Origin of the sequence: Vibrio stylophorae (assembly GCF_921293875.1) — a bacterium.
Classification (GTDB): Bacteria; Pseudomonadota; Gammaproteobacteria; order Enterobacterales; family Vibrionaceae; genus Vibrio_A; species Vibrio_A stylophorae.
Map to the genome: position 1 here is coordinate 2515959 of NZ_CAKLDI010000001.1, position 14221 is coordinate 2530179.

General features: G+C 49.1%; 12 protein-coding genes. 1 reads left to right on the forward strand and 11 read right to left on the reverse strand.

The window, feature by feature from the left end; genetic code table 11:
• Positions 1-123: 123 nt before the first annotated feature.
• Complete coding sequence (locus L9P36_RS11680) at positions 124-579, forward strand: DUF721 domain-containing protein (RefSeq protein WP_237467080.1); 456 nt, start codon at positions 124-126, stop codon at positions 577-579.
• A gap of 23 nt (positions 580-602) precedes the next feature.
• On the opposite strand, the gene lpxC is transcribed toward L9P36_RS11680, so the two are convergent.
• The 11 genes from lpxC to murE all read right to left on the reverse strand — a co-directional run bounded on the left by lpxC (position 603) and on the right by murE (position 14201).
• Positions 603-1520: a UDP-3-O-acyl-N-acetylglucosamine deacetylase gene (gene lpxC, locus L9P36_RS11685; protein WP_237467921.1), complete on the reverse strand. Its 918-nt coding sequence runs from the start codon at positions 1518-1520 to the stop codon at positions 603-605.
• 132 nt (positions 1521-1652) lie between these two features.
• Entirely contained in the window at positions 1653-2825 is a 1173-nt protein-coding gene (ftsZ, locus tag L9P36_RS11690) for a cell division protein FtsZ (RefSeq protein WP_237467082.1), read from the reverse strand.
• Positions 2826-2857: 32 nt separating this feature from the next.
• Positions 2858-4114, reverse strand: a complete 1257-nt coding sequence (ftsA, locus tag L9P36_RS11695) for a cell division protein FtsA (RefSeq protein WP_237467084.1) — start codon at positions 4112-4114, stop codon at positions 2858-2860.
• 11 nt (positions 4115-4125) lie between these two features.
• The gene (locus L9P36_RS11700; protein ID WP_237467086.1) at positions 4126-4905 is read right to left on the reverse strand and encodes a cell division protein FtsQ/DivIB; all 780 of its coding nucleotides are present in this window, start codon (positions 4903-4905) and stop codon (positions 4126-4128) included.
• A gap of 177 nt (positions 4906-5082) precedes the next feature.
• Positions 5083-6567, reverse strand: coding sequence for a UDP-N-acetylmuramate--L-alanine ligase (gene murC / locus L9P36_RS11705; protein ID WP_237467089.1), 1485 nt, complete (start codon positions 6565-6567; stop codon positions 5083-5085).
• Positions 6568-6575: 8 nt separating this feature from the next.
• Positions 6576-7631 carry an undecaprenyldiphospho-muramoylpentapeptide beta-N-acetylglucosaminyltransferase gene (gene murG / locus L9P36_RS11710; RefSeq protein WP_237467091.1) on the reverse strand — a complete coding sequence of 352 codons (1056 nt, stop codon included), beginning with the start codon at positions 7629-7631 and terminating at the stop codon, positions 6576-6578.
• Positions 7632-7678: 47 nt separating this feature from the next.
• Complete coding sequence (gene ftsW, locus L9P36_RS11715; RefSeq protein WP_237467094.1) at positions 7679-8890, reverse strand: cell division protein FtsW; 1212 nt, start codon at positions 8888-8890, stop codon at positions 7679-7681.
• Entirely contained in the window at positions 8887-10233 is a 1347-nt protein-coding gene (gene murD, locus L9P36_RS11720; RefSeq protein ID WP_237467922.1) for a UDP-N-acetylmuramoyl-L-alanine--D-glutamate ligase, read from the reverse strand. The genes ftsW and murD overlap by 4 nt, the downstream gene beginning before the upstream one ends.
• Positions 10234-10246: 13 nt before the next feature.
• Positions 10247-11329 (reverse strand): phospho-N-acetylmuramoyl-pentapeptide-transferase, encoded by a 1083-nt coding sequence (gene mraY / locus L9P36_RS11725; RefSeq protein ID WP_237467096.1) that lies wholly within the window; start codon positions 11327-11329, stop codon positions 10247-10249.
• Positions 11326-12687: a UDP-N-acetylmuramoyl-tripeptide--D-alanyl-D-alanine ligase gene (gene murF / locus L9P36_RS11730; protein ID WP_237467098.1), complete on the reverse strand. Its 1362-nt coding sequence runs from the start codon at positions 12685-12687 to the stop codon at positions 11326-11328. Before murF ends, mraY begins: the two co-directional genes overlap by 4 nt.
• The gene (gene murE / locus L9P36_RS11735) at positions 12684-14201 is read right to left on the reverse strand and encodes a UDP-N-acetylmuramoyl-L-alanyl-D-glutamate--2,6-diaminopimelate ligase (protein WP_237467099.1); all 1518 of its coding nucleotides are present in this window, start codon (positions 14199-14201) and stop codon (positions 12684-12686) included. Before murE ends, murF begins: the two co-directional genes overlap by 4 nt.
• Positions 14202-14221: the final 20 nt, after the last annotated feature.

A 14221-nucleotide genomic window follows, 5' to 3' on the forward strand; every position in this document is an offset into this window, starting at 1 on the left:
TTATAATACGGCATATACAGGAGGGCAGCTAATGGTTACCATGGTTTTGCTGACATTCTTAGCGCAAAACTGAGAGCTCAGCCCAGTTGTCTAAGCAATTCGATTCCAAAATGAGCGTTTTTTATGCGTGATCACCGCCCAACCAAAACCAATCAATTGCTCCAGCATACGTTAACCGGGCAATTCCAGCGCCACCTTCATGAGCTGCAAGAGATTCAGCAGTGGCTCGATACGCAAATTACCAGCATTCCCTCAGCGCATTGGCGACTTGCCAATTACCGACAGCATTGGCTGTTTCTAGAAGTAAGTTCGGCGGCAATGAAATACCGCTTGAATGGTCAAAAAATGCAAATACAAACAGCGATGCGTCAACATTTGCCGCAGCTCATGGGTATTGAGATTCAAATCAACCCAGCATTGAATAAGCAAACTGAGCATCCAAGTGCTGTGATGAAAAAGTCAACACCGCCTAAAGTTAGCCATGCAATGGCTCAGCAACTCACACAATTTGCCGATGTACTGCCTGAAAAGATTGCCGAGCGGTTAAAAAAAATCGCGGCTCTTGCGAGCCGCGATTAATTCAATATTTAACGCTTTACGAATTAAGCTAGCACCATGTTCGGCGCAACAAATGCAACCGGCGATTGCTCTGATTCATCAAAGGTTGCCCATTCCCAAGCTTCTTGGTCGGCAAGCACTGCGCGAAGTAAACGGTTATTCAATGCATGACCAGATTTGTGCGCGCGAAGCTCGCCAATCATATTAAAGCCACACATAAATAGATCGCCTACCGCATCCAATACCTTATGCTTCACGAATTCATCATCAAAACGTAAACCATCTTCATTTAGAATACGGTAATCGTCGAGTACGATGGCGTTATCAAAGCTACCGCCCAAACACAGATTCTGTGATTGAAGGTACTCGATATCACGCATAAAGCCAAAAGTACGAGCGCGACTGATCTCTTTGATAAAAGATTGCGTCGAGAAGTCTAGCAGCAGATTTTGATGCTCTGCATCAATCGCTGGATGGTCAAAATCAATGGCAAAATTGATACGGAAGCCATTGTATGGCACCAATTCTGCCCACTTGTCACCATCTTCAATGCGCACAGGTTTCTTAATGCGAATAAAGCGTTTCAATGCATTTTGACATTCAATACCCGCTGATTGCAGCAGGTAAATAAATGGGCTCGCACTACCATCCATAATTGGAATTTCAGGTGCGTTCACTTCAACAACAATGTTGTCGATTCCCATACCCGCAAGCGCCGCATTTAAATGCTCAACGGTTGAGATACGAACGTCGTCATCATTGACCAATGCTGTACACAGCATGGTATCACGCACAGCATTTGCATCGGCCTTAAAATCAACCGGTGGATTCAAATCGGTGCGGCGATAAATAATGCCTGTATTGGCAGCCGCTGGGCGCAAAGTGAGTTTCACCTTACGACCTGAATGCAGGCCAACACCAGTTGCCTCAACGATAGTCTTTAATGTGCGTTGTCGAATCATCATCACGATCTCAACTGCTAATAAATTTCACCTAAGTTAAACTTAGATTCCGAAAGCTGCCATAAAACAATGACTAGCCAAAATTTGGCCAGCCATTATACCGCAACTTTTACTAAAGGCAAAAATGTGACCTTAGTCAGCCTGTTTGCGCAGAAAAGCAGGAATGTCGAAATAGTCATCATCCGCCTTTGGCTTAGATGCTGGCGCAACACTTGATTTCGCCACTGCCGCTGGGGCTGGCTCTGGTTGCACTTCAACTTTCACTGGCTCTTTTTTCTCTTGCAAAGGCTGTGCCGGTTTTACTGGCGCTGCTTTTGTTCCAGGAACCAAAGTGATATCAGGCTTACGCTCGTTACCAATGCCGGTTGCAACAACAGTTACACGAAGCTCATCTGACACTTCTGGATCCAAAGAAGAACCCACCACAACGGTTGCGTTGTCTGATGCGAATGCTTTGACCGTATTACCTACAGTTTCAAACTCGTCCAAACGAAGATCGAAACCTGCAGTAATATTGACAAGCACACCGCGCGCGCCAGCCAAATCGATATCTTCAAGTAGCGGGCTTGAAATTGCCATTTCAGCAGCTTCTTCAGCACGGTCTTCACCGCTTGCCACACCGCTACCCATCATTGCGTGACCCATTTCAGACATCACAGTACGGACGTCTGCAAAGTCGACGTTGATCAGGCCAGGGCGCGTAATCAATTCAGCAATACCTTGTACTGCGTTACGCAATACATCGTTCGCTTTGGCAAATGCATCCAGCAAAGAGATCCCTTTACCAAGTACTTTCAGTAGCTTTTCGTTTGGAATCGTAATCAACGAGTCCACGTGCTGCTCAAGTGCTTCGATACCTTGCTCAGCGTAGGTCATACGCTTTTTGCCTTCAAAGTGGAAAGGTTTGGTCACCACCGCAACGGTCAGGATATCCAACTCTTTTGCCACTTCAGCAATCACAGGGGCTGCACCAGTACCAGTACCGCCACCCATACCTGCTGCGATAAATACCATATCGGCACCATTGAGCGCTTCTTTAATCGCATCACGGTTTTCTAGCGCAGCTTCGCGACCCACTTGTGGGTTTGCACCTGCACCAAGGCCTTTGGTGATCGAATTACCGATTTGAATCACTTGAGTCACACTTGTTTTACGCAGCGCCTGCGCATCTGTGTTCACGCTGATAAATTCAACGCCTTCAATCGATTCGCGGACCATATGCTCAACAGCATTACCGCCACCGCCGCCAACGCCGATGACTTTAATGACTGCTTCATCGGATATATCCGTAGTCGGTTCAAACATGTGTTCTCTCCGTTCTTCCTGTTCGCATCAGGTTAAAATTCTTTTTTAAACCAGCCGCTCAATTTTGAGAAGACAGATCCTACTGAGCGTTTCGGCTCAGAGTAGCTCTCTTCTTCGAGCTGACTTTCCTTCCCGTAATGAAGTAACCCCACCGCGGTTGAGAAATCTGGAGCTTGCACATAATCGGTCAGACCTGCGATATCGATGGGATCACCGATTCGCACTTGGTTACGGAATACGCGCTCGGCACATCCCACAAGCCCTTCCATTTTTGCTGCACCGCCCGTTAAAACGATCCCTGCTGCTAAGTGGTGTTTGACACCATTACTACGTAATTGTTCTTGTATATCAATAAGTTTTTGATGAACCAGGCCCAAAAGTTCACTGTAACGTGGTTCAATCACTTCTGCTAAGGTTTGTCGTTGTAAGCTGCGAGAAGGTCGCCCACCTACACTTGGTACCTCAACAGAGTCATCCTTGCTTACCATCTCTCCCAGAGCGCAGCCATGGTTTACCTTAATCGCTTCGGCATCCCCCGGAGGTGTACCAAAAGCATAAGCGATATCACTGGTGACCACATTACCTGCATAGGGAATCACTTCCGCATGTCGTAACGAGCCGCCGGTCCATACCGCAATATCCATGGTGCCGCCGCCAATATCAACAACACAAACACCGAGCTCGCGCTCATCAGGTGTCAATACTGCATTACTGGCTGCTAGCCCAGAGAAGATCAACTGATCAACTTTGAGGCCACAACGCTCCACCGCTTTTACGATGTTTCGCGCCATATCATTGTGGCAAGTGATCAAGTGCACGCCCACTTCCATGCGTACACCCGATAAACCAACAGGGTTTTTAATGCCCTCTTGATAATCAATAGCAAACTCTTGAGGAATCACATGCAAAATGCGATGTTCGTCGCTAATTTTTACCGATTTGGCGGTATGAATAACATTATCCACATCATCTTGCGTCACCTCTTCATCAGAGATCGGCACCATCCCTTTTTCGGTTTGGCTGCGAATATGTTTACCCGATAGCGATAAATACACTGATGAAATTTGGCATTCAGCCATCAGTTCCGCTTGATTAATCGCACGTTGAACTGATTTCACCACGGATTCCAAATCATTCACGCCGCCTTTGTCCATCCCTCGAGATGCACAACTGCCAACGCCAATAATGTTGATACGGTTATCAGGCAGCACCTCGCCAACCAAGGCGACTACTTTTGATGTGCCAATATCAAGACCGACCAATAGTTGTTGTTCTGTAGGTTTTGTCATGATTGCCTGCTTTATTTACTTCGGCCGTCAGGGCTATCACGCCATTTGACTGCGGCCCCCGTATCATAGCGTAAATCGATATAGGCGATCTCTCGCCCCTCTTTCTGCAAAATTGGATATAACCCAACAAAGCGTCGAATACGTTCTTTTACTCGCTCTTGACCCAATTCAATGACCACACCATCAGCAAGAACGATGTGCCATGCGCGGCGTGGCGATAAACTCAATTGCGCCACGTTAAATTTAGGCCCGAGGGTTTGATCGATGTAGTGCCACATTGCAAGCACTTCATCACTCCGCTGATCCGGCCCATAGAGGCGAATCAAATTTAACGGCAAAGCATTGGCGTTTTTAGGGGCGAAAATTGTCCCTTCACTATTCAGGAGGGCATTGTCATTCCATCGCGCCTTCGCTTGCTGCTCTACCATATAAAGCTTGAGCTGATTGGGCCATTGCTTACGTACTGCAACTTGTTTGACCCAAGGGAGTTGCTCTAATTGCTGCTGAATCTCATCGACATTTTGCAGCATAAAGCTGTCTAGCCGACCGAGCTGACCAATGGCGCTACGAATTTCATCGACATTGGTGTATTTCAGCTGCCCCTCAATCACCATTTGCGAAATCGGTAGTCGGTGGGCATCACTCATCCAGTGAATGGTTCGCCAACCGCCCCAGAACAGCAGCACAATCACACAGATAAAGAAAATCAAACCACTCCACCAACGCCACTTTTGCTGTGGCAAATCTATAGCGTATTGAGGTTGTGGTTCGATTAAATCTGCTGTTAACACGTGTTCGCCTTGATCATTCTCTATGTCCAATCACCAATGGCGTGACCGAGAGCTTAGCTCGCAGATTATAACTGTCTATGTGACCAGCTCCAACAGTCAATGAAAAAAACAGCAACAAAGATGTTAACTGCAAAGCCTTTTTTCAGAAAGATCTGCTCAAAATTATGAGCATTCGCACTATTTTGCGACGCATTCCTCTGACTGAAAAACCCTCATTGCATCAATATCTAGCTGTAAGCCCGCCAAAGTGCGCGCGAGTTTACCCACATCACCTGCACCTTGTGTTAGCACCATGTCATTTGCTTGCATCACATTAGCTAAAGCCGCTGGTAATGCATCAATTCCCGGTACAAAAATAGGATCCACGAGACCACGGCCACGAATCGTGCGGCATAGCGAGCGACCATCAGCGCCAGGAATCGGCGCCTCACCCGCGGGATATACATCAAGCATGAGCAATACATCCACTTTTTCCAGCACATTAGCAAAATCTTCATAGAGATCGCGAGTACGTGTATAGCGGTGCGGTTGGAAAATCATCACCAAACGCTTGTCAGGCCAACCTTGACGCGCCGCATCAATAGTTACATCCACCTCACTTGGGTGATGGCCATAATCATCCACCAGCATCACATCACCACCAGGGACATTGAACACGCCGAGGTGATCGAAACGACGACCTGTGCCCGCAAAGGCTTCAAGACCTTCAACAATATGCTGGTCACTAATACCTTGCTCAGTCGCTACTGCAATCGCAGCCGTTGCATTTAACGCATTGTGACGGCCAGGTACGTTCAGTGTGATATCCAAGTCAGGCATATTATGACGCAATACCTTAAAGGTACCTTGCTGACCTTTTTGTTGATAATCCACCAGCTTAATATCCGCATCGTCGCTAAAGCCATAGGTAGTGACATGGCGGCGAATACGCGGCAATAGCTCACGCACCATAGGGTCATCAATACACATCACCGCCAAACCATAGAATGGCAGGTTATGTAGAAAATCGATGAAGGTTTGTTTCAGCACTTCAATATCGCCGCCATAGGTATCCATATGGTCAGCTTCGATATTGGTGACAATGCTCACCATTGGCTGCAGGTGCAAAAATGAAGCATCACTTTCATCTGCTTCAGCAATCAAATAACGGCTGCTACCCAAGCGCGCATTGGTGCCCGCAGTTTTCACTAAACCACCATTGACGAAGGTTGGATCAAGCTCTGCAGCGACAAAAATCTGAGTCACCATGGCTGTGGTGGTGGTTTTACCATGGGTACCAGCGACCGCGATGCCATGACGAAAACGCATCAATTCAGCTAACATTTCTGCACGGCGCACCACAGGAATACGACGCTCGCGTGCGGCAATAAGCTCTGGGTTATCCTCTTTAATCGCAGTGGATACCACCACCACGCTGGCATTCACCACATGCTCTTGTGCATGACCGATAAAAATATCCGCACCAAAACGCTCTAGGCGCTCAGTGACCGCATTCGCTGCAATATCAGAGCCAGTCACATGATAGCCTTCATTGGCCAACACCTCAGCGATACCGCACATACCGGCACCGCCAATGCCCACAAAGTGAATAGTTTCGACACGGCGCATCTCTGGCACCATGGTTCGAATTTGGGCTAACTGTTTGGGGTCAAGCTTACTCATTATTTGTCTCACTTTGCTTGGTCAATGATTGCATTGGCAACGCGCTCAGCAGCGTTATCAATCGCGCAGGCTTTGGCTTTTTCCGCCATCGCGACAAGTGCTGAACGATCCAGTTGTTGCAATCGCGCTGCTAATTTCTCAGCAGTTAAATCTTTTTGATAAATCAGTTCTGCAGCGCCAGCTTCTACCAAGTGGCGCGCATTTTTTGCTTGCTGCTCATCTTTATGCATAAAAGGCACAAAAATTGCGCCAAGGCCCGCGCAGCTCAGCTCAGATACCGTCAGCGCGCCAGAGCGACAAACAATTAAGTCCGCCCATTGATAAGCGCCTGCGACATCAGCGATAAACTCAGTCACCTTAGCATTGGTGATGCCAGCATCTTGATAGGCTTGCTCAGTGCTCGCCTGATTATTTTTACCCGCCTGATGCCAAACCTGTAGCGACTGGCCACTTTGTGCCACCGCTTGAGGCACCACGCGATTCAAAATTTGCGCACCCTGACTGCCGCCCATCACCAGTACGCGAATAGGTTCATCGCGCTCGGCAATGGCTGCCGCCTGACCCGGCAATGCTGCAATCTCATCGCGTACTGGGTTACCCACCACAGGGCGATTGGCAAAAGCACCTGGAAAGGCTTGCAGCACCACTTTGGCAATGCGCGAAAGCCAGCGATTGGTTAGGCCCGCCACCGCATTTTGCTCATGCAAAATCACCGGCACACCACACAACCAAGCCGCAATGCCGCCAGGACCGCTAACATAGCCACCCATCCCGAGCACGGCATCCGGTTGGTAGGCGCGAATATGACGCTTGGCTTGACCAATCGCCTTTACAATCTGAAACGGCGCTTTGATCAGGCGCAGTAGTTTTTGTCCGCGCAATCCTTTGATCTCGATAAAATCAATCTCGATACCATGCTGCGGCACCAATTGCGCTTCCATACGATCAGCCGTGCCAAGCCAGCGAATCTGCCAGCCTTGCTGCTGCAGTTTGCTCGCCACGGCCAACGCAGGAAATACGTGACCGCCAGTACCACCAGCCATCACCAATAACTTCTTACTCATTTCATTGCCTTCTTTTATCGCCTAAATGCCACATTTGTTTCGACCAACTAAGTCGTAGACTGCTCGTCTTCAGGGCTTTCATGTGATTGCCCCGCAACATAGGCTTGCTGCTTCGCGCAGCGATATTCAAAGTCGATACGAAGCAACACGGCTACCGCAAGCGACATCATCAGCAAACTAGAGCCACCATAACTAATCAGCGGTAAGGTCAAACCTTTGGTGGGAATTAATCCGGATGCAGCGCCAACATTGACCAGGGTTTGAAACGCAAACCAAACACCAATGCCAAAAGCTAAAAAGCCACCAAAGTAGATATTACTTTCTAAGTTCTTTTTGGCGATGGTCAGTGCTTTAAAGACCAGAGCCAACAACAGTAGCAACACCGCAGCCACGCCAAACAAACCCAACTCTTCAGCCAAAACCGCAAAAACAAAGTCCGTGTGTGCTTCTGGCAAATATTCTAATTTTTGAATCGAGTTACCAAGCCCTTGACCAAACCAACCACCACGGCCAAAAGCCATCAAAGATTGCGTCAGCTGATAACCGCTGCCAAAAGGATTTTGCCATGGGTCTAAAAAGGCCGTAAAGCGGCGCATTCGGTAGGGCTCAAAGACGATCAACATGACGATCAATGACAGCCCTGCCACCATCAGTGCTAAAAATTGCCACAACCTTGCGCCAGCGACAAATAGCATGCTGGTGACCGTGATAAACATCACCACCACTGAACCTAAATCCGGCTGAGTGATGATCAATCCGCCAAATAAAATGAATACTACCAATGGCTTAGCGAAACCCCAAGAAGTTTCAACCACTTCACTATGCCGCCGTTCGAGATAACTCGCGACATAGATAAAGAGCACCAACTTGGCAATTTCCGCCGGTTGTAGGTTAAAGAGCTTGAGGTCAATCCAGCGCTTGGCACCATTGACTGAACTGCCGATCAAGTGCACCGAAAGTAGCAGAACAATCGCCCCCACCAACATGTAAGGGCTCCAGCGTTGCCACCAAGACATGGGAAATTGCAATGCTACCGCCGCGACACCCAAGCCTAAAAGCAAAAAGATGCCATGACGAACAGCGTAATGGTATGGGCCGCCAGTATAACGAACGGATACAGGCGCAGATGCAGAGGTCACAATCACCAAACCCACCGCCATCAAAATAAATGACAGCCAAACCAATTGACGATCAAATAAAGCGCCCGGAGTGGGCTTGGTCATCCAAGCTTTGATGCCATGGCAAAACTGCCAGATCATTGCAAAGCCACCACTGAATCACTGAGTTTTTCCGCTAGCTTGGCAAAAGTTTCACCGCGCACCATAAAGTTGGGGAACTGATCCCAACTCGCGCAAGCCGGTGACAGCAGCACCATATCACCTGATTTCACCACTGATGCAATGGCGGACATGGATTGCTCTAAGGTTTCAAAACGCTGCGCCGATGGATGCAATGGCATCATTTGATCACCATCTCGACCATAGCAATAGATCGCCACATTCAGCGGCGCCAGCAAAGCGGCTAGCTCACTAAAGTCCGCGCCTTTGCCATCCCCGCCCAAAAGCAAATGTAAGCGGCCTTCCAGCATCAAACCATTGAGCGCGGCACCCGTACTCGCCAGATTAGTCGCCTTTGAATCATTCACCCAGCGAATGCCATGTGCTTGGTGCACGCACTGGCAGCGGTGTGGCAAGCCATGATATTCACGCAGTGCCTGTGCGCAAGCCGCCAAAGAGATTCCCACTTGCTGCGCGAGCGCAATTGCCGCCAGTGCGTTCGCAACATTATGTCGGCCAATCAAAGCAATCTCATCAATGGGCATCACCCATTCACCACGCGCTTGTAACCAAGCTTTGCCTTGATGCTGTGCCAGCACATAATCCCCTTGCTCAAAACCAAAGGTCAGGTATTCGCGATTCGACTTTGGCCAAGTGGCGGGATCATCTTGGTTGGCAATGGCCACTTCGCATTGTGCAAATAGACGCTGCTTAGCCGCATCGTAATCAGCCATCCCTTGATAGCGATCCATATGATCTTCTGAAAGGTTGAGATAGACCCCAGCCTTCGCATTTAAATGGGACGTGGTTTCTAACTGGAAACTCGATAGCTCAAGCACATAAAGATCCTGCGGCTCTTTGAGCATATCCAGCGCCGCAAAACCAATATTGCCTCCCACGCCCACTTGGCGACCATCCGCTTTGGCCATTTCACCGAGCAGACTGGTGACCGTACTCTTACCATTTGAGCCAGTGATTGCCAAAATCGGCGCGTGACCTGAAGCACTTACCGCTAAAGCAAATAACTCAATATCACCGACAATAGGCACACCTGCTTGCTGCGCCTCTTGCAGCGCTGGCGTTGCAAGGCCAATACCAGGACTTGCGACGATTAAGTCCGCTTGATTGAGCCAGCTTTGCTCAAAGCCACCACAATACAAGGCAACATTGGCGGGTAATTGCTCGGCACCCGGCGCTACCGCGCGCGTATCAATCACATAAATTTCAAGCTCAGGTGCTTGGCGGCGCAAATAATTCACCACCGAAAGGCCAGTCATACCCAGACCGACAACACAAACACGCTGAAGATTGGCAAACCCTGGAATCATGTTGAAATCCTTAACGCACTTTGAGCGTCGCTAGTGCGACCAGCACCAGCATTAAAGAGATAATCCAAAAACGAACGATTACGCGTGGCTCTGGCCAGCCTTTGAGTTCGTAGTGGTGGTGAATCGGTGCCATACGGAAAATACGCTGACCGCGTAGTTTATAAGAGCCCACCTGCAGGATCACTGACAGGGTTTCAACCACAAACACACCGCCCATAATCACCAATAGCAGCTCTTGACGAACCAATACGGCAATCACGCCCAGCGTACCACCCAGTGCCAATGAGCCCACATCGCCCATAAACACTTGTGCTGGATAGGTGTTAAACCACAAAAAGCCCAAGCCAGCACCAACAATCGCGGTACAGATCACCATCAATTCACTGGCTTCTTTGATATGTGGAATATGTAAATAACTGGCGTATTGCACGTTACCGGTTGCCCAAGCAATCAGCGCCATACCACCGGCTACCATAATAGTTGGCATAATCGCCAAGCCATCAAGGCCATCGGTCAGGTTCACCGCATTACTGGTACCAACGATGACAAAATAGGTCATGATGATAAATAGCAGACCAAGCTGCGGCATCACATCTTTAAAGAAAGGCACCACCAACTGAGTCGCAGCAGTGTCTTTGCCGTAGGCATACAAAGCAAAGGCGACGATCAGCGCAATCAATGACTGCCAGAAGTATTTCCAACGCGCCACCAAACCATCGGTATTTTTGCGCACCACTTTGCGATAATCATCGACAAAACCAACCGCACCATAGCCAAGCAACACAAACAGCACGGCCCATACATATGGATTGGAGAGATCGCACCACAGCAGGGTGGTAATGGTGATTGCGGCAAGGATCATGATCCCGCCCATGGTCGGCGTACCGCGCTTACTAAAATGCGATTCAGGCCCTTCATTACGTACTACTTGGCCAATTTGCAGCAGCTGCAAACGCTGAATCAAACGCGGGCCCATCCACAAAGAAATTGCCAGCGCCGTCAAAATACTCATCACACCGCGAAATGTCAGATATTCAAAGAGCCTAAACGCTGGATAATATTGCTCCAAAAGGCCTGCTAACCAGATAATCACGAATAGGTCTCCACTAATGCTGTTACCACTTGATCCATTGCACTACTGCGTGCGCCTTTCACCAAAACGGTAATATTTTTGCCTGTTAACGAATTAATTTGTTGTTTAATTTCAGCGATTAAAGCCGCTTTATCTGAAAAATGTGAACCATTGCTAAGTTGGCTGATCACTGCGCTATCACGACCAAAAGTAAATACGTGTTTGATCGAGCTTGCGGCAACGCATTCACCAACGCTGCGATGCATCGCTTCGCTATATTCGCCAAGTTCGGCCATATCGCCGAGCACAAGGATGGTTTCATCTTGATAACTGTCCAGTAGCGCAGCGGCTGCTTTCATCGCCGCAACACTAGCGTTATAGCTATCATCAATCACTCGAAGATTGGCGCTAATTTGCTGCACATCGACGCGACCCTTGACCGATTTCAGCGCACTTAATCCCGCTTTCACCTGCGCTAAATTAGCGCCCGATTCCATAGCCAGTGCCGTAGCCGCCACCGCATTGGTCACATTATGTTGGCCGGCAATAGGTAGCGCGATGGCAGCATTGCCTTGTGGCGTATGCAGAGTAAAGGCACAAGTACCTTGCGTGTTTAAGCGCACATCAGCGGCGTAATAATCCGCAGATGTATTTTCAAAGGCAAAATGAAGAACGCGCTTATCCGCTAAATCGGTACGCCAAATATTGGGGTATTGGCTATCTAAATTGATCAATGCGATGCCGCCGCTGCGTAAACCTTGGAAAATTTCGCCCTTGGCTTTTGCAACACCTTCTAAAGAACCAAAGCCCTCAAGGTGCGCAGCTTCCACGTTATTGATCAATGCAATATGCGGCTCGACCAAAGCGCTGGTATAGGCGATCTCACCTTGATGATTAGCGCCAAGCTCAATCACTGCATAATCAATTTCAGGGGTAAGGCGAAGCAAGGTCAGCGGCACACCAATTTCATTATTGAAGTTACCCGCCGTGGCCAGCACTTTACCTTTTTGTGCCAAAATCGATGCCACCATCTCTTTGACTGTGGTTTTACCGCAGCTACCCGTCAGTGCAATAGTATGGCAATGGCTATGCTGTCCCACCCATTGACCCAATTTACCAAGGGCTTTTTGCGTATTATGCACCAGAATCTGTGGCAGCTCAGTTTCAAGCTGACGTGAAACCAACAAAGCTTTCGCGCCATTGGCTTTCGCTTGCTCACTAAAATCATGGGCATCAAAACGCTCACCAATCAATGCCACAAATAAAGATTGCCCCTCACACTGACGCGAGTCTGTGGTCACTTGGGTAATGGGGCCATCGGCACCAAATAACTGTCCATCCACGACGGCAGCCAGTTGTGACAACAACAAAGAGATCATGCTTTTCGTCCTAGTAGCTCGGCCAGCGTTTCACGATCCGAATAGTGACGCTTGTCCTGACCATAAATCTGGTAATCTTCGTGACCCTTACCGGCCACTAAAATAATGTCTTGTTCATTGGCGTTCGCCAGTGCAAAGGCGCAGGCATCAAAGCGACTGTGAATCACAGCCACACGCTCAGGATGCTGCATCCCAGCTTGCATATCGGCAATAATGGCGTCAGGCGATTCACTACGTGGATTGTCATCGGTCAAAATCACGCGATCGGCCAAACGTTCGGCAATTTCCGCCATCATTGGGCGCTTACCGCGATCACGATCGCCGCCGCAGCCCACCAAGCACCACAAATCGCCGTCACAATGATGGCGCAGCGCTTTCAAAGCTTGCTCAAGGGCATCGGGCGCATGTGCGTAATCCACAACCGCCATGGCTTGACCTGGCTGATGGAAAATCTCCATCCGCCCCACCACAGCTTGAAGCGCCGGCGCGCAAGCCAGTAGCGCTGATTTGTCATGCCCTAACACTAAAAGTGCCGCTAAGGCGCACAGTAAATTAGCGACATTAAATGCCCCGACCAAAGCTGCGTTAAACTGACCGCGGCCCCAGCTAGAATCAAAGGCAATGGTGACCCCTTGCTGACTATACTGCACTTCAGTCGCCCAAATTTTCCGGCCACAGTGCCCCTGCACTTGCATGGCATTTAGCCCAACAGCAACGGCATCCGGCAAATCAGACAACCAAGCATGGCCAGTTTCATCGCCAGCAAAAATCACCGCATGACGACAATCATGCTCAGTAAATAGCAGTTTTTTTGCTGCGGCATAGCTAGCCATATCGCCGTGATAATCCAAGTGATCACGGGTGAGATTGGTAAAAATACCCACATCATAGTGCACCTTGGCAATACGCCCTTGGTGCAAGCCATGCGAAGAGACCTCCATGGCAACAAAATTAGCGCCTGCCTGCTTTAGCGCGGCCAGTTGACGCTGTACCGTGATCCCATCGGCGGTGGTATTGGCGCTTTCTTGCAACTGTCCCAATAAACCATTGCCATTGGTGCCCATCACACCTGCACGGCAGCCCAATAGCTGCGCCCACTGCGCCAAAATTTGTGAAATCGTAGTTTTACCATTGGTACCCGTCACCGCAGCCATGGTCATTTGTTGGCTTGGCGCTTGATAGAAAAAATGCCCCAATGCGGAAAGCTCAGTGGCCAGCGCATCAAGCCACAGTACAGGTACATCACCTTGCCAATCACATTGACCATGTGCGTGTTCGCTATCGGTTTCGGCAAAAACGGCCACTGCGCCTTGCGCAATCGCTTTATCAATAAACTGACGCCCATCCACCTGATGACCGGCGATTGCAACAAAAGCATCGCCAGCCGTCACTTGCCGGCTGTCGATGTATAAATTGGCGATCTCAATAGCTTGCCACTGAGCAAGCTGAGGCAATGCTGGCAACCATTGGCTCAGCAGCACTGCGAAATTCACTTTGGGTTGCCCTTGCAGCATGCCCCTATCCTTCTGTGTAT

Bases quoted from the DNA above. Each gene is read 5' to 3' on its own strand.
- L9P36_RS11680 (WP_237467080.1), top strand. From the start codon at position 124: ATGCGTGATCACCGCCCAACCAAAACCAATCAATTGCTCCAGCATACG.
- lpxC (WP_237467921.1), bottom strand. From the start codon at position 1,520: ATGATTCGACAACGCACATTAAAGACTATCGTTGAGGCAACTGGTGTT.
- ftsZ (WP_237467082.1), bottom strand. From the start codon at position 2,825: ATGTTTGAACCGACTACGGATATATCCGATGAAGCAGTCATTAAAGTC.
- ftsA (WP_237467084.1), bottom strand. From the start codon at position 4,114: ATGACAAAACCTACAGAACAACAACTATTGGTCGGTCTTGATATTGGC.
- murC (WP_237467089.1), bottom strand. From the start codon at position 6,567: ATGAGTAAGCTTGACCCCAAACAGTTAGCCCAAATTCGAACCATGGTG.
- murG (WP_237467091.1), bottom strand. From the start codon at position 7,631: ATGAGTAAGAAGTTATTGGTGATGGCTGGTGGTACTGGCGGTCACGTA.
- ftsW (WP_237467094.1), bottom strand. From the start codon at position 8,890: ATGATCTGGCAGTTTTGCCATGGCATCAAAGCTTGGATGACCAAGCCC.
- murF (WP_237467098.1), bottom strand. From the start codon at position 12,687: ATGATCTCTTTGTTGTTGTCACAACTGGCTGCCGTCGTGGATGGACAG.
- murE (WP_237467099.1), bottom strand. From the start codon at position 14,201: ATGCTGCAAGGGCAACCCAAAGTGAATTTCGCAGTGCTGCTGAGCCAA.